Origin of the sequence: Pseudomonas fluorescens (assembly GCF_005938625.1) — a bacterium.
Classification (GTDB): Bacteria; Pseudomonadota; Gammaproteobacteria; order Pseudomonadales; family Pseudomonadaceae; genus Aquipseudomonas; species Aquipseudomonas fluorescens_BD.
The window spans coordinates 58,686-74,400 of record NZ_VCNJ01000015.1; the positions used below are offsets into that span (position 1 = coordinate 58,686).

A 15,715-nucleotide genomic window follows, 5' to 3' on the forward strand; every position below is an offset into this window, starting at 1 on the left:
CCCGCGCCATGCAAATCATCGACAAGCTGAGCATCCTCGCCGACGCCGCCAAGTACGACGCCTCCTGCGCGAGCAGCGGCGCGCCCAAGCGCAGCTCCGAAGGCAAGAGCGGCTTGGGTTCGACCGATGGCATGGGCATCTGCCACAGCTACACGCCGGACGGCCGCTGCGTGTCGCTGTTGAAGATTCTGCTGACCAACTTCTGTCTTTACGATTGCCAATACTGCGTCAACCGCCGCTCCAGCGATGTCCCGCGTGCCCGTTTCACCCCCGAAGAGGTCGTGGCGCTGACCATGGATTTCTACCGGCGCAATTGCGTCAGCGGGCTGTTTCTCAGTTCCGGCATCATTCGATCGGCAGACTACACGATGGAGCAACTGGTGCGGGTGGCGAAGCTGCTGCGCGAAGAGCATGAGTTTCGCGGGTACATCCATCTCAAGACCATTCCCGAAGCCGATCCGGCATTGATCGAGGAGGCTGGCCGCTACGCCGATCGCCTGAGCGTCAACATCGAACTGCCGACCGATGCCAGCCTGCAAGTGCTGGCGCCGGAGAAGGATATCGCTTCGATCAAACAGGCGATGAGCACCATCTACACCGGCGTGCAGACGGTTTTGAACGAACCGCGCTCGGCGAAGTTCGCCCCCGCCGGGCAGAGCACGCAATTGATCGTCGGCGCCGACGACACCGACGACAGCACCATCCTCCACAGCGCGCAGGCCTTGTACGGCAACTTCCGTCTGCGCCGGGTTTACTACTCAGCCTTCAGCCCGATCCCCGACAGCCCGAAAAGCGTACCGCTGGCCGCGCCGCCGCTGATGCGCGAACACCGTTTGTATCAGGCCGATTTTCTCCTGCGCAGCTACGGCTACAGCGCCGATGAGTTGCTTAAGGGGCCGGGCAATCTGGCGCTGGACATCGACCCGAAACTGGCCTGGGCGTTGCAGAATCGCGAGGTGTTTCCGCTGGATCTGAACCGTGCCGAAGCATCCTTGATTGCGCGTATTCCCGGTATCGGACTGCGCACCACCGAACGTCTGGTCGAGCTGCGCAGGCAGCGGCGCATTCGTTACGAAGACGTCGCGCGCATGCGTTGCGTGCTGGCCAAGGCCAAGCCGTTCATCATCACCAGCGACTATCACCCGCAGCAAGCCGAGGTCACCAGCCATTTGCTCTATCAGCAACTGCGCGACCGGCCGATGCCGCAGCAGATGGGGCTGTGGGGATGATCAATCTTGATTGCGACGATTTGTTCGACACGTGGCGCCAGCAGGCGCGCTGGCTACTGAGCCATGAAGTCGACCCGAGTCTGGTGAGCTGGGCCTCGCAGGGCGTGGCTGATCTGTTTGCAAGTGATGAGCCGGTGCCTGAAGGGCAGGGGCCGTTTATGGCGAGAATCCCGCGCGCGCTGATTGATACCCTGGAACAAGCTTCGCGCTATCGTGGCGATCAACGCTGGAGCCTGTTGTATGAAGTGTTGTGGCGCGTCAGCCATGGCGACCGCACGGCGATGATGGCCGGGGACAAACTCGGCAGTGAGTTGCAGCGACGTATCAAGCAAGTGAATCGGGAAGCCCATCATCTGCATGCGTTTGTGCGTTTCATCGAGCGCCCGTCATCAAGCGCGGGTCCGCAATATGTGGCTTGGCATGAGCCGGCCCACGACATTCTACACAGTGCCAGTGAGCATTTTATTGGGCGGATGGGCCGCCACCGCTGGTTGATCGCCACGCCGCGTGACGGGGTTTATTACGATGGCGAGCAATTGATTCATCAGCGGCAATGCCCGGTGGAATGGCAGCAGTTGGCGCAGAACGTCGACGATCCTCATGGTGATCTGTGGCTGACTTATTACAGCCACATCTTTAATCCTGCGCGGTTGAACGAGAAGGTCATGCAGGGGCATTTGCCGGCGCGGTTCTGGAAAAATTTGCCGGAAGGGGAGTTGATTCCTGGGTTGATTACGCAGGCGCGGATGGGGAAACAGCAGAATGGGCAGGCGAGTGGGATTGCTGAGCGACTTGGTAAACGAATAACGCTGAAAAGCCCCTCACCCTAACCCTCCCGAAACGTCGGACCGCCCATAGGGAGAGGGGACTGACCGAGGTGTTTGGACTTGATCCATCGACCTGAACGATCAAGTCGAACTCAGGTTTTGAACGGCACAAAGATCGGCTCCCTTTCCCCCTCGCCCCCTGGGGGCGGTCCGACGTTTCGGGAGGGCTGGGGTGAGGGGGAAAGAATCTCAAGCACGCCACAAATACTGCGCCAAACGCCATAAAAAAAAGCCCCCCACCAATCACTCGGTGGAGGGCTTTTCGACATCACCAGCCGTCAAATCAAACCTTGACGATCCAGCCCGCTGGCGCTTCGATGTCGCCGGTCTGCACGCCAGTCAGCTCTTTGTAAAGCTTCTGGGTCACAGGACCTACTTCGGTTTCGCTGTGGAACACATGCAGATGGTCGTTGTAGCTGATGCCACCGATCGGCGTGATCACCGCAGCAGTACCGCAAGCGCCGGCTTCCTTGAAGTCCGACAGCTTGTCGATCAGCACATCGCCTTCAACCACTTCCAGGCCCAGACGCGATTTCGCCAGTTCGATCAGCGACAGGCGGGTGATGCCTGGCAGAACGGACGGCGAGTTCGGGGTGATGAACTTGTTGTCGTGGGTGATTCCGAAGAAGTTGGCCGAACCGACTTCTTCGATCTTGGTGTGGGTCATCGGATCCAGGTAGATCGCGTCGGCGAAGTTGGCTTTCTTCGCTTTCGAGCCCGGCATCAGGCTGGCCGCGTAGTTGCCGCCGACCTTGGCTGCGCCGGTGCCTTGTGGGGCAGCGCGGTCGTAGCTGGAGATCTGGAAGTTGTGCGGGGTCAGGCCGCCCTTGAAGTAGGCACCGACCGGGATGCAGAAGATCGAGAAGATGAACTCGGGGGCAGTGCGCACGCCGATGTTGTCGCCCACGCCGATCACGAACGGACGCAGGTACAGCGCGCCGCCGGTGCCGTATGGCGGAATGAAGCGCTCGTTGGCGCGAACCACTTCTTTACAGGCTTCGATGAACTGCTCGGTGTCGACCGTCGGCATCAGTAGACGCGCGCAGCTGCGTTGCATGCGCAGGGCGTTCTGGTCCGGGCGGAACAGGTTGATCGAGCCGTCCTTGCAACGATAGGCCTTCATGCCTTCGAAGCACTGCTGGCCATAGTGAAGGGCAGTCGAGCCTTCGCTGATGTGCAGCACGTTATCTTCGGTCAGGGTGCCCTTGTCCCACTCGCCATCGCGAAAGTACGACAGATAGCGTTTGTCGGTCTTGATGTAGTCAAAACCCAGCTTGTCCCAATTGATGCTTTCGTTACCCATGACACCCTCTATCACTGAACAACCGTCGAAACGGTTCAAGGCTTCTGACGTTTTTTGGATGGGCACAACAATACTTCATTCTTGAGCGGTTTCGCAGCCGGAATTCGCTCCACTGATCGTTCCCACGCTTGATCGTTCCTACGCTCTGCGTGGGAATGCCTCATCGGACGCTCCGCGTTCGGCTTTTGTGACGCAGAGCGTCCCCGGCTGCATTCCCACGCAGAGCGTGGGAACGATCAACGCAGCTACAGGTGCAACGCATGCCCCAAAGCACGCAACGCCGCTTCCTGCACCGCTTCACCCAAGGTCGGATGCGCATGAATGGTGCCACCGATGTCTTCCAGCCGCGCGCCCATTTCCAGGCTTTGCGCAAACGCCGTCGACAACTCCGACACGCCAACGCCCACCGCTTGCCAGCCGACAATCACATGGTTATCCCGACGAGCGACCACGCGCACGAAGCCGCTTTTCGATTCCAGCGTCATCGCCCGGCCGTTGGCGGCGAACGGGAAACTGGAAACGATGCAGTCCAGACCCGCAGCTTTTGCTTCGTCCGGGGTTTTGCCGACCACCACCAGTTCCGGATCGGTAAAGCACACCGCTGCAATGGCCGTAGGGTTGAACTCGCGGGTCTTGCCGCTGATCAATTCGGCAACCATTTCGCCTTGGGCCATGGCGCGGTGGGCGAGCATCGGCTCGCCGCTCAGATCGCCGATGGCGTAAACGTTGCGCATGCTGGTCTGGCAGCGGTTGTCGATCTTGATCGCCGAACCGTTCATATCCAGATTAAGCGCTTCGAGGTTCCAGCCTTGGGTATTCGGTTTGCGACCGACGGCGACCAGCACCTGATCGGTTTCCAGATTCAGGGTTTCACCTTCGGGATCACGCACCTGCAAAGTGCCATCGAAACCCAGCACGCTGTGTTGCAGATACAGCTTCACGCCCAGTTGCTTCAAGGCGTCATGCACCGGCTGCGTCAGTTCGGCGTCGTAGGCTGGCAGGATGCGATCCTGCGCCTCGACCACACTGACGTCGGCGCCAAGCTTGCGATAAGCAATGCCCAGTTCCAGACCAATGTAACCACCGCCAACCACCACCAGACGCTTCGGCACGGACTTCGGTGCCAGCGCTTCGGTGGAGGAGATGATCGGTCCGCCAATCGGCAGGATCGGCAGATTGACGCTGGTCGAACCGGTGGCCAGCACCAAGTGCTCGCACTGGATGCGCGTGTCGCCGACATCCACGGTTTTACCGTCGATGACCTTGGCCCAGCCATTGATGACCTGAACCTTGTTCTTCTTCAACAGCGCAGCAACACCGGTGGTCAGGCGATCAACAATGCCGTCCTTCCACTCGACGCTTTTAGTGATGTCGAGGGTCGGCGCGGAAACGCTGATGCCCAGCGCCGAATCCTGACTGTGATGCTGGGTCTGGTGAAACTGCTCAGCCACGTGAATCAGCGCTTTCGACGGAATGCAGCCGATGTTCAGGCAGGTGCCGCCCAGCGATTGGCCTTCGACCAGAATGGTCGGAATGCCCAGTTGCCCGGCGCGGATTGCCGTTACATAACCGCCGGGGCCGCCGCCGATGATCAGCAGCGTAGTGTTCAGAGATTGCATGCGCGCCTTACTCCACAAACAAAGTGGCAGGTTGTTCGATCAGGCCGCGAATGGCCTGGATGAAGAGTGCCGCGTCCATACCGTCGACCACGCGGTGATCGAAGGAACTGGAGAGGTTCATCATCTTGCGGATCACCACCTGGCCTTTGACGACCATCGGCCGTTCAACGATTTTGTTGACGCCGACGATGGCCACTTCCGGCAGGTTCAGTACCGGCGTGCTGACGATGCCGCCCAGCGCACCGAGACTGGTCAGGGTGATGGTCGAGCCGGACAATTCATCGCGGCTGGCCTTGCCATTGCGTGCGGCGTTGGCCAAACGCGAAATCTCGGCGGCGCTGTCCCACAGGCTGCGCGCCTCGGCGTGACGCACCACCGGCACCATCAGGCCAACATCGCTTTGCGTAGCAACGCCGACATGCACCGCGCCAAGGCGAGTGATGACCTGAGCTTCGTCGTCGTAACGGGCGTTCATCTGCGGGAAGTCGCGCAGGGCGACGACCAAGGCGCGGACGAGGAACGGCAGCAAGGTCAACTTGCCACGGCTGGCGCCATGTTTTTCGTTCAGGTGCGCACGCAGCTCTTCAATCGCGGTGACGTCGATTTCTTCGACGTAGCTGAAATGAGCGGCGCGCTGGGTGGCGTCCTGCATACGCTGGGCGATCTTGCGGCGCATGCCGATGACTTGAATCTGTTCTTCGTCATTACGCTGGGCGTAAGCAGCGGCAACCGGCGCCGAGGCGTTTGACTGACCTTGCGCCAGATAGGCCTCAAGGTCTTCGTGCAGCACACGACCGGCCGGGCCGGAACCGCGTACCAGACGCAATTGAATGCCCAGATCCAGTGCATGTTTGCGCACGGCCGGCGAGGCGAGAGGGCGTTCGTCTGCTTCGCGAGCAACCATCGGACCTTGGCAAACAGGAGCAGGGCGCGGCGCGGCTGCAGCAGGTTTGCTCTCGACAACCGCTTCAGCTTTCGGCGCGACCGGCGCCTCTTTAAGCGGCGCGGGGGCGGCGGATTCTTTCAAGTTACCGGCCCCCTCAACTTCAATGCTGATCAGCACACTGCCAACCGCCATCACTTCACCCGGCTGACCACCGAGGGCAATCACTTTCCCGTGTACCGGCGATGGAATATCGACCATCGCCTTGTCCGTCATCACGTCCGCCAGCACCTGATCTTCAACCACCAGGTCGCCAACCTTGACGTGCCACTGCGACAGTTCTACTTCTGCGATGCCTTCGCCGATGTCCGGCATCTTGATAACGTGCGTGCCCATTCAGACCTCCATAACCCGTTTCAACGCCGCACCCACTCGGGACGGCCCTGGGAAATACGCCCACTCCTGCGCGTGCGGGTAGGGGGTGTCCCAACCGGTGACGCGTTCGATCGGCGCTTCCAGGTGATGGAAGCAATGCTCTTGCACCAGCGACACCAGTTCGGCGCCGAAACCGCAGGTGCGGGTGGCTTCGTGAACCACCACGCAGCGGCCGGTTTTCTTCACCGATTTGACGATGGTTTCCAGGTCCAGCGGCCACAGGCTGCGCAGGTCGATGACTTCGGCATCCACGCCGCTTTCTTCGGCAGCGACTTGCGACACGTAAACGGTGGTGCCGTAAGTCAGCACGGTCACGTCCTTGCCCGGACGAGTGATCGCGGCCACGTCCAGTGGCACGGTGTAGTAACCGTCCGGAACCTGGGCTTGCGGGTGTTTCGACCACGGGGTCACCGGGCGGTCGTGGTGGCCGTCGAACGGGCCGTTGTACAGGCGTTTCGGCTCAAGGAAGATCACCGGATCATCGTTTTCGATGGAGGCGATCAGCAGGCCTTTGGCGTCATATGGGTTGGACGGCATCACCGTGCGCAAGCCGCACACCTGAGTGAACATCGCCTCGATACTCTGGCTGTGGGTCTGGCCGCCGTAGATGCCGCCGCCGCAAGGCATGCGCAGGGTCATCGGTGCGGTGAACTCGCCAGCCGAGCGATAACGCAGGCGCGCCGCTTCGGAAATGATCTGGTCGGAAGCCGGGTAGACGTAGTCGGCGAACTGAATCTCGGCGACCGGACGCAGACCGTAGGCGCCCATGCCGACGGCCACGCCGACGATGCCGCTTTCGGAGATCGGTGCGTCGAATACGCGCGAGGTGCCGTACTTGGTCTGCAAGCCTTCGGTGCAACGGAACACGCCGCCGAAGTAGCCGACGTCCTGACCGAACACGACGACATTGTCATCACGCTCAAGCATCACATCCATGGCCGAGCGCAGGGCCTGGATCATGGTCATGGTGGTCGTGGTCATGGCGGTTTCCAACTGAATATTGTTGTTGTGATCGTTCATGTCAGATCCCCAACTGCTGACGCTGGCGCTTCAAGTGCTCCGGCATCTCTTTGTAGACGTCTTCGAACATGGTCGCGGCGCTTGGAATCTGGCCGCCGGCGAGGGTGCCGTACTGTTCGGCCTGTTTCTGCGCGGCAATCACTTCGGCTTCAAGCTCGGCGCTGACGGCGGCGTGCTCTTCGTCAGACCAGTGGCCGACCTTGATCAAGTGTTGCTTGAGGCGTGCGATCGGGTCGCCGAGCGGGAAGTGGCTCCAGTCATCGGCAGGACGGTATTTCGACGGATCGTCGGAAGTCGAGTGCGGGCCCGCGCGGTAGGTGACCCACTCGATCATGGTCGGGCCGAGGTTGCGGCGGGCGCGTTCGGCGGCCCAGGCAGATGCCGCATACACAGCGTAGAAGTCGTTGCCATCAACGCGCAGCGAGGCGATGCCGCAACCGACGCCGCGTCCGGCGAAGGTGGTGGCTTCACCACCGGCGATGGCCTGGAAGGTCGAAATCGCCCATTGGTTATTCACGACGTTGAGGATTACCGGCGCACGATAAACGTGGGCGAAGGTGAGGGCGGTGTGGAAGTCCGATTCGGCGGTGGCGCCGTCACCGATCCACGCCGAGGCGATTTTGGTGTCGCCCTTGATCGCCGAGGCCATGCCCCAGCCCACACCCTGAATGAACTGGGTGGCGAGGTTGCCGGAAATGGTGAAGAAACCGGCATCCTTGACCGAGTACATGATCGGCAACTGCCGGCCCTTGAGCGGGTCGCGCTCGTTCGACAGCAGTTGGCAGATCAGGTCGACCAGCGGTACTTCGCGGGCCATCAGAATGCTTTGCTGGCGGTAGGTCGGAAAGCACATGTCGTCGATGTTCAAGGCCAAAGCCTGGGCACTGCCGATAGCTTCTTCGCCAAGGCTCTGCATGTAGAACGACATCTTTTTCTGACGCTGGGCGACCACCATGCGGTTGTCGTAGATCCGCGTCTTGAGCATGGCGCGCATGCCTTTTCGCAGGATCTCGACTGGCACGTTCTCAGCCCATGGGCCGAGAGCGTTGCCCTGATCGTCGAGCACACGAATCAGCCCACGCGCCAGGTCGGCGGTGTCGGCAGGTTCTACATCGACAGGAGGTTTGCGCACCGTACCGGCATCGGTCAGATGCAGGTAGGAAAAATCGGTTTTACAGCCTGGACGGCCCGAGGGTTCAGGGACGTGCAGACGCAGCGGTTCATACGCTTGGGTCATGGCTTCTACGCTCGATCTTGTGAATTTCTTGTAGTGAGCTGGCAGTCATTCTTCGGTAGAAGAAATCTTGTCCTACAACAATCATAGGCCCGGGCAAGAAGAATATTTATCTCTGTTTCGTTGCGCTGGAGACGATTTGCAGATAGAAATTCTGCATAAACATAAAAAACAGGTGGTTTTGTCTCATGCGCAAACTGGACCGTACCGACATCGGCATTCTCAACAGCCTTCAGGAGAATGCGCGCATCACCAACGCCGACCTCGCGCGTTCGGTGAATCTGTCACCAACGCCGTGCTTCAACCGGGTCAAGGCGATGGAAGAATTGGGCCTGATTCGCGAGCAAGTGACGCTGCTGGATGCCGATCTGCTGGGCCTGCATGTGAACGTGTTCATCCACGTCAGCCTGGAGAAACAGGTCGAGGAAGCGCTGCAGCATTTCGAGGAAGCGATTTCCGATCGCCCGGAGGTGATGGAGTGCTACCTGATGGCCGGAGACCCGGATTACCTCATCCGGGTCCTGGTGCCGACCATTCAGTCGCTCGAACGCTTCATGATGGACTTCCTGACCAAAGTCCCGGGTGTGGCGAACATTCGGTCAAGCTTTGCGCTCAAGCAGGTGCGCTACAAGACCGCGCTGCCGTTACCCGCTAACGGTTTGACGCTGGGCAGTTGAGGGTCAGATGTAGTCATAGCGGTAATCGAGCTCTGCGGTGTAGAGGGTTTGCTGGACGGTAAAGGTTTGCGACCAGGGCGCCAGTTCATTGGCCGGATGAAAGATCAGCACGGCTTCGTTCATGTCCGCCGAGCCGGACTCGTTGGTTAAGCCTGGAGTGCCAGAATGCTGATGTTTCCAGCGCTCCCACAACAAGTCGAGGTAGCAGTGGTGCAGGAAGAAGATCGGGTCATTGGGTGAGGAGGCTTGCGCCATGCTGCCACCTATCCATGCATGTACCGGATTGTGCAGTTCGGTTTCCGAGACGTTTTCCCAGCCGCTTGCTTCCATCCAGTATGGCGTTCTGTTGAGTGTCGAGATGACTGTCTCTGCCGTGGGCAGTGCGCCGTTTGCCCCAAGATCTCGACGAATGCCGGTGTTACCGATGCCCTCATCCCAGACTCTGACTTCGAACTGCGATTGCTCTGTGGAAAACGGGCCGGCGGTGACGCGCTGGTCCTGCAGGCTGTCACCGTTTGGGCCCATGAAATCCGAGGTGAAAGGGTTGTCGGCGCCGGTCAGTTGCCAGTTCCAGTAGGGCAGGGTGATGGTCGGGTCATTGGCGGCGGCCTGCAAGGCCAGTTCGAACTGGCGGATCAGAATGCGATGCCACGGATAGAACAAGGGACTTCGATGCGGATTGGGTATCAGCGGATTGCTCCCGCCCATCGAATTTTTGTGGATCTGGACAAAATCATCGTAGCGGGACTGCTGCCCGGGTCGCAGCACGCTGTCGACGTTGTTCTTCAGCCTCAGGATGGCATCGATGAAGGCGGCTTTCTGTTGTGGTGTCATGTCACGGTGATTACGACGAATATCCATATTGCGAAAACTCCATTGAATGTTTGCCCAATGGAGTCTGATCGCTGAGAGGATTTTCACCAGTTCATCACCATCGACAGCGTTCGTAGGAAAAATAATCCACAAACGGGTCGAGTGATTTTTTCCTATAGGGAATTGAGCGGAATCTTCAGATAAACCACGCCGTTTTCCTCCGCCGGTGGCAAATTCCCCGCCCGCACATTTACCTGAATCGCCGGCAGCAGCAGCGTCGGCATACCCAGCCCGGCATCACGTTTTGTACGCATCTCGACGAACGCCGCTTCATCGATCCCGTCATGCACATGAATATTGCTTTTGCGCTGCTCGCCGACCGTGGTCTGGCACTGCGACTCGCGGCCTTGCGGCGGGTAATCGTGACAGACGAAGAGTTTTACGCTGGCCGGAAAGGCCAGCAATTTTTGGATTGAAGCGAATAGCTGATTGGCGTTGCCGCCGGGGAAATCGCAGCGCGCAGTGCCGACATCCGGCATGAACAACGTATCGCCCACCAGAATCTGTTCGCCGTCGATCAAATAAGCCATGTCCGCCGGGGTATGACCGGGCACATGCAGGGCGGTGGCCTTGAGGTTGCCGATCCTGAATGATTCGTTCGGTGCAAACAGATGATCGAACTGTGAGCCATCGACGCAGAACTCCGGCTCCAGATTGAACAGTGCCTTGAACACGTTCTGCACTTTGCTGATCGATTCACCGATGGCGATTTTTCCGCCCAGTTGCCGGCGCAGGTAAGGCGCGGCGGACAGGTGATCGGCGTGGGCGTGGGTTTCCAGCAGCCACTGCACTTGCAAGTTGTGGGCGCGAACGAAGGCGATGATTTTGTCGGCCTGCGCGGTGCAAGTGCGCCCGGCGGCGCCGTCGTAATCAAGCACCGGATCGACGATCGCGCACTGCCCGCCATCGGTTTCATAGACCACATAACTGTAGGTCGAAGAGGCGGGGTCGAGGAACGATTCAATCTGCGCGGGCATGGACACCAACCTGAACAAGGAAAATGGGTTGCAACACTTTATCTAAAAACATAATGTTCGCAGCTTAAGTGACCTTCAAGGCATCGTGCAAATGCAATCCAGTCTGACCGAATGTGAAGTCGCCCAACTGCGCGCCTCGGCCTCCAAGGCCTGCGCCTTGCTCAAGGCCTTGGCCAATGAGGATCGCCTGCTGATCCTCTGTCAATTGACTCAGGGCGAACGCAACGTTGGCGAACTGGAAAAGATGACCGGCGTACGCCAGCCGACGCTGTCCCAGCAACTGGGCATCCTGCGTGATGAAGGGCTGGTCGCGACCCGTCGTGAAGGCAAGTACATTTTCTACGGGCTCGCCAGTCCGGAGGTCATTCAGGTGATGAAAACCCTGTCCGGGCTCTATTGCGGCGCCGTGCTGAAAAGTCTGGGCCATCAATAAATGCCAGCCAACACAAAACCCCTGTAGGCCTTCGCCTGCTCGCGATAGCGGTGTATCAGTCAATAAAGATATGGCTGACCCACCGCTATCGCGAGCAGGCGAAGGCCTACAATGGATTTGTGTGAAGGCTGAGAAATCCTTGCGTGCAGCAAAAGGAACAAGCAATGAACGATCAACACTGGGGCCCATCCATCAGTGCGGACATCGTGGTCATCGGCGGTGGTACGGCCGGTATCGGTTTCGTCGCCAGCCTGCTCAAGCGTGATCCGGCGCTGAAAATTACCGTGATCGAACCGAGCGCCCAGCATTACTACCAACCGGTGTGGACGCTGGTCGGCGGTGGTGCCTACGACGTCAAAGACACCGCAAGACCGATGAGCAAGGTCATGCCCAGACAAGCAAACTGGCTGCAAGCGACAGTCACTGCAATTGACCCGGACAAACGCCAACTCACCCTCAACGATCAACGCACGGTCAGCTATCAAAACCTGATTGTCTGCCCCGGCCTGCGTCTGGCTTGGGAGAAGATCGAAGGCCTGCAGGAAAGTCTCGGTCAGCACGGCGTCACCTCCAACTACAGCTATCAGCACGCGCAATACACCTGGGATCAGGTGCAGAAACTGCGCGGCGGCAAAGCGCTGTTCACCCAACCGGCGATGCCGATCAAATGCGCCGGTGCGCCGCAAAAAGCGCTGTATCTGTCTTGCGATCACTGGCTCAAAAACGGGTCGCTGAACAACATCCATGTCGAATTCAATCTGGCCGGCGCCGCGCTGTTCGGCGTGGCCACGTTCGTCCCGCCGTTGATGAAGTACATCGAAAAGTACCACGCGCAGTTGGCGTTCAATTCGAACCTGGTCAAGGTCGACGGCCCGGCGAAAACCGCGTGGTTCGAGATCAAGGACGCTGAAGGCAACGTCACCCGTGTGGCGAAAAGCTTCGATCTGCTCCACGTTGTGCCGCCGCAGGTCTCGCCGGATTTCATCGCGCAAAGCCCGCTGGCCGACACTGCCGGCTGGTGCGAAGTCAATCCGCACAGCCTGCAGCATCCGCGTTATCCCGAGGTGTTTGCACTCGGCGATATCTGCGGCACCAGTAACGCGAAAACCGCCGCAGCAGTGCGCAAGCAAGTGGTGGTGGTCGCGGAAAACCTGCTGGCCGCGCGCAAGCAACAACCGCTGCCGCTGAAGTACGACGGCTATGGTTCCTGCCCGCTGACGGTGGAAAAGGGCAAGGTGATCCTCGCCGAATTCGGTTATGCCGGAAAGTTGCTGCCGACCTTTCCTCTGGACCCGACGGTGGCGCGGCGTTCGGCGTGGTTTCTCAAGGCAACCTTGCTGCCGTGGTTCTACTGGAACGGCATGCTCAAGGGCCGTGAGTGGCTGACTGGTCTGTCCAAGGTTGACTGAGAAAACCCTATGTTGCTGGCAAGTCTGTTTGGCGTGGTGATGGGGTTGGTCCTCGGCTTGACCGGGGCCGGCGGCGGCATTCTTGCGGTGCCGGCGCTGGTGCTCGGGTTGGGCTGGACGATGACGCAGGCAGCGCCAGTGGCGTTGTTTGCGGTCGGCAGTGCGGCGGCGGTCGGCGCTATCGATGGTTTGCGTCATGGCCTGGTGCGCTATCGTGCGGCGCTGTTGATTGCGGCATTGGGCGCAGTGTTTTCGCCGTTGGGGATCTACTTCGCGCATCAGTTGCCGGAGAAAATCCTGATGATTCTGTTCAGTCTGCTGATGGTCATGGTGGCCTGGCGCATGCTGCGCCGCGAGCGTCAGCAGGAGGGGCCGAGCGATCACGGTCACGCCAGTTGGGGTCAGAAGAATTGCATGCTCAATGAAGAAACCGGGCGCTTCGACTGGACGGCGAAATGTACCGCAACGTTGGCAGCGTTAGGCGCAATTACCGGCGTGGTGTCCGGTTTGCTCGGTGTGGGTGGCGGGTTTTTGATTGTGCCGGCGTTCAAGCAACTGACCGATGTGCAGATGCGCGGGATTGTTGCTACGTCGTTGATGGTGATCAGTCTGATTTCGGCAATCGGGGTGATCGGCTCGTTTCACGCCGGTGTGCGGATTGACGGGCAGGGTGGGGCGTTTATCGTGGCCAGCGTTGTCGGCATGATCATCGGGCGCAAGCTCTGCGCGCGGGTGCCGGCGAGGGCGTTGCAGGTGGGGTTTGCCAGTGTCTGTCTGGTGGTGGCGGGGTATATGTTGTTGCGGGCTTGAGTATTGGAAGATCAAAAGATCGTCCGATCGCGGCCCGAGCCTTCGGCAGCTCCTACAGGGATTGCGTTTCCCTGTAGGAGCTGTCGAGTGAAACGAGGCTGCGATCTTTCAGGTTGTTACAACACCAAGTGCGGCAACCACAGCGAAAGTGCCGGCACGTAAGTCACCAACATCAACACCAGGAACAGCACGGCATAGAACGGCAGCAGCGCCTTCACGGTGCTCTCGATACTGACCTTGCCCACCGCCGAACCGACAAACAGCACCGCACCCACCGGCGGCGTTATCAATCCGATCCCGAGGTTCACCAGCATGATCATGCCGAACTGCACCGGATCGACGCCGATGCCGAGAATCACCGGCATCAGGATTGGCGTGAGGATCAGGATCAGCGGCGCCATGTCCATCACCGTGCCGAGCAACAGCAGCATGACGTTGATGCACATCAGGATCACGTAGCGGTTGTCCGACAGGGTCAGAAACGCCGTGGTGATCTTCGCCGGAATTTGCATCAGGGTCATGATGTAGCCGAAGCTCGCCGCGAAACCGATCAGGATCATCACGATCGAAATCGTCCGCACCGTGCGGTGCATCAGTTTCGGCAGTTCGCTCCACTTGTAGTCGCGGTAGATGAACATGGTGACGAAGAACGACCAGAGCACGGCGATGGCCGCCGATTCGGTAGCGGTGAAGATGCCGGACAGGATGCCGCCGAGGATGATCACCATCGCCATCAGGCCCCAGAGGGCTTCGCCGACGATTTTCAACGCCTGGCGCATCGGGATCACTTCACCCTTTGGATAGTTGCGTTTTCTCGCGAAAATCAGACACAGCACCATCAGGCAGGCGCTCATCAGCAAGCCCGGCACGATGCCCGCCATGAACAGCGAGGCAATCGAAACCGTGCCACCGGCGGCCAGCGAGTAAAGCACCGAGTTGTGGCTGGGCGGGGTCAGCAGGGCTTGCACCGAACCGCTGACAGTCACGGCGGTGGAGAAGTCCCGTGGATAGCCCTTGCGTTCCATTTCCGGAATCAGCACCGAACCCACCGACGCGGTGTCGGCCACCGACGAACCGGAGATCGCGCCGAAAAAGGTCGAGGCGACAATGTTGACCAGTGACAGGCCACCGCGGACAAACCCCACCAGCACCCCGGCACACGCCACCAATCGGCGGGACATGCCGCCCTCGGCCATGATCGCACCGGCCAGCACGAAGAACGGAATGGCCAGCAGCGAGAATTTGTTCACCCCCGAAGCGACCTGAATCATCACCGCCTGGAACGGAATGTCGATCCACCATGCACCGATCAGCGCGGCCGCGCCGAGCGCGTAGGCGACCGGCATGCCGATCAGGATCAAAGCGATAAAACTGCCCAGCAGTATCAGAGCGTCCATTAAGCGGCACCTTCACTTTCTTCAACCAGGTCGAACTGCACGACCCGCCGTTTGCTCTGGTCACCGAGCAAGAGTTTTTCCAGCACGAAAATCAGCGTCAGCAAGCCGCCCACGGGAATCGGCAAATAGGTCACGCCAACGCGCAGATCGGGCAGGGCCGCCATGAACTGGTTCCAGGTGGACATGCACAGCTTGGCGCCCCAGATCGTCATGAAGATGCAGATCGCCGCCATGAGCAGCTGGGAAAAAATCGCCGCTGCGGATCGCACGTGCGGCGGCATGCGATCGGTGAGCATGGCCACGGCCATGTGCGCGCCGGCGCGGTAACTGGCGGCGGCGCCGATGAAGGTAAACACCATCATCAGCAGGATCGCTGTGGGCTCGGGCCAGCTCGAACCGGTACCCAGCACGTAGCGGGCGAACACGCCCCAGGGAATCATCAGGGAAATCGCCAGGACGGAAAGGCCGGCGACCCAGATGCACGTCATGTAGATCTTGTCGTTGATACGCAGCAGTAGATTCTTCATCGGGTTCCACCGTAACCGGGCGCGCCGCAGTCATCGGGCGCACCGGGCCTTGTTCATGAGGA

At 59.7% G+C, this 15,715-nt stretch carries 15 protein-coding genes; 6 read left to right on the forward strand and 9 right to left on the reverse strand.

Translation table 11 applies throughout. The annotated features are described in order from the left end of the window. Nucleotides 1-8 precede the first annotated feature (8 nt). Both FGA82_RS11410 and FGA82_RS11415 read left to right on the forward strand, forming a co-directional pair. Entirely contained in the window at nucleotides 9-1,229 is a 1,221-nt protein-coding gene (locus tag FGA82_RS11410; protein ID WP_095118316.1) for a putative DNA modification/repair radical SAM protein, read from the forward strand. After that, nucleotides 1,226-2,059 carry a TIGR03915 family putative DNA repair protein gene (locus FGA82_RS11415; protein WP_141127164.1) on the forward strand — a complete coding sequence of 278 codons (834 nt, stop codon included), beginning with the start codon at nucleotides 1,226-1,228 and terminating at the stop codon, nucleotides 2,057-2,059. The genes FGA82_RS11410 and FGA82_RS11415 overlap by 4 nt, the downstream gene beginning before the upstream one ends. A 280-nt stretch (nucleotides 2,060-2,339) precedes the next feature. On the opposite strand, the gene FGA82_RS11420 is transcribed toward FGA82_RS11415, so the two are convergent. The 5 genes from FGA82_RS11420 to FGA82_RS11440 all read right to left on the reverse strand — a co-directional run bounded on the left by FGA82_RS11420 (nucleotide 2,340) and on the right by FGA82_RS11440 (nucleotide 8,553). After that, nucleotides 2,340-3,359, reverse strand: a complete 1,020-nt coding sequence (locus FGA82_RS11420) for a branched-chain amino acid aminotransferase (protein ID WP_053121443.1) — start codon at nucleotides 3,357-3,359, stop codon at nucleotides 2,340-2,342. 245 nt (nucleotides 3,360-3,604) lie between these two features. Then, nucleotides 3,605-4,978: a dihydrolipoyl dehydrogenase gene (gene lpdA / locus FGA82_RS11425; protein ID WP_141127165.1), complete on the reverse strand. Its 1,374-nt coding sequence runs from the start codon at nucleotides 4,976-4,978 to the stop codon at nucleotides 3,605-3,607. A 7-nt stretch (nucleotides 4,979-4,985) separates the two neighbouring features. Beyond that, on the reverse strand, nucleotides 4,986-6,257 hold the full coding sequence (locus FGA82_RS11430) for a dihydrolipoamide acetyltransferase family protein (RefSeq protein ID WP_141127166.1): 1,272 nt from the start codon (nucleotides 6,255-6,257) through the stop codon (nucleotides 4,986-4,988). Next, nucleotides 6,258-7,316, reverse strand: coding sequence for an alpha-ketoacid dehydrogenase subunit beta (locus FGA82_RS11435; RefSeq protein WP_003224000.1), 1,059 nt, complete (start codon nucleotides 7,314-7,316; stop codon nucleotides 6,258-6,260). It abuts the gene before it with no gap. Between the two features lies 1 nt (nucleotide 7,317). Then, complete coding sequence (locus FGA82_RS11440; protein ID WP_141127167.1) at nucleotides 7,318-8,553, reverse strand: 3-methyl-2-oxobutanoate dehydrogenase (2-methylpropanoyl-transferring) subunit alpha; 1,236 nt, start codon at nucleotides 8,551-8,553, stop codon at nucleotides 7,318-7,320. Nucleotides 8,554-8,738: 185 nt separating this feature from the next. Between FGA82_RS11440 and bkdR the strand changes: the two genes are divergently transcribed. Then, nucleotides 8,739-9,227, forward strand: a complete 489-nt coding sequence (gene bkdR, locus FGA82_RS11445) for a Bkd operon transcriptional regulator BkdR (RefSeq protein WP_016985245.1) — start codon at nucleotides 8,739-8,741, stop codon at nucleotides 9,225-9,227. A gap of 3 nt (nucleotides 9,228-9,230) precedes the next feature. Here bkdR and FGA82_RS11450 read toward each other — a convergent pair whose 3' ends face one another. Both FGA82_RS11450 and FGA82_RS11455 read right to left on the reverse strand, forming a co-directional pair. Further along, nucleotides 9,231-10,088, reverse strand: a complete 858-nt coding sequence (locus FGA82_RS11450; RefSeq protein WP_141127168.1) for a tyrosinase family protein — start codon at nucleotides 10,086-10,088, stop codon at nucleotides 9,231-9,233. Between the two features lie 125 nt (nucleotides 10,089-10,213). Beyond that, on the reverse strand, nucleotides 10,214-11,077 hold the full coding sequence (locus tag FGA82_RS11455) for an MBL fold metallo-hydrolase (protein ID WP_141127169.1): 864 nt from the start codon (nucleotides 11,075-11,077) through the stop codon (nucleotides 10,214-10,216). Nucleotides 11,078-11,168: 91 nt separating this feature from the next. Here FGA82_RS11455 and FGA82_RS11460 point away from each other — a divergent pair, with 91 nt between their 5' ends. From FGA82_RS11460 to FGA82_RS11470, 3 genes are all read left to right on the forward strand, one after another. Continuing rightward, a complete protein-coding gene (locus tag FGA82_RS11460) occupies nucleotides 11,169-11,510 on the forward strand; it encodes an ArsR/SmtB family transcription factor (RefSeq protein WP_007965280.1) in 342 nt (113 codons plus the stop codon). Nucleotides 11,511-11,674: 164 nt separating this feature from the next. After that, nucleotides 11,675-12,919, forward strand: a complete 1,245-nt coding sequence (locus FGA82_RS11465) for an NAD(P)/FAD-dependent oxidoreductase (RefSeq protein ID WP_141127170.1) — start codon at nucleotides 11,675-11,677, stop codon at nucleotides 12,917-12,919. Between the two features lie 9 nt (nucleotides 12,920-12,928). Next, nucleotides 12,929-13,729: a sulfite exporter TauE/SafE family protein gene (locus FGA82_RS11470; protein ID WP_141127171.1), complete on the forward strand. Its 801-nt coding sequence runs from the start codon at nucleotides 12,929-12,931 to the stop codon at nucleotides 13,727-13,729. Nucleotides 13,730-13,845: 116 nt separating this feature from the next. Here FGA82_RS11470 and FGA82_RS11475 read toward each other — a convergent pair whose 3' ends face one another. Together FGA82_RS11475 and FGA82_RS11480 are read right to left on the reverse strand one after the other, a co-directional pair. Next, complete coding sequence (locus FGA82_RS11475; RefSeq protein WP_141127172.1) at nucleotides 13,846-15,126, reverse strand: TRAP transporter large permease; 1,281 nt, start codon at nucleotides 15,124-15,126, stop codon at nucleotides 13,846-13,848. After that, entirely contained in the window at nucleotides 15,126-15,653 is a 528-nt protein-coding gene (locus FGA82_RS11480) for a TRAP transporter small permease (protein ID WP_102899272.1), read from the reverse strand. Before FGA82_RS11480 ends, FGA82_RS11475 begins: the two co-directional genes overlap by 1 nt. Between the last annotated feature and the right edge of the window lie 62 nt (nucleotides 15,654-15,715).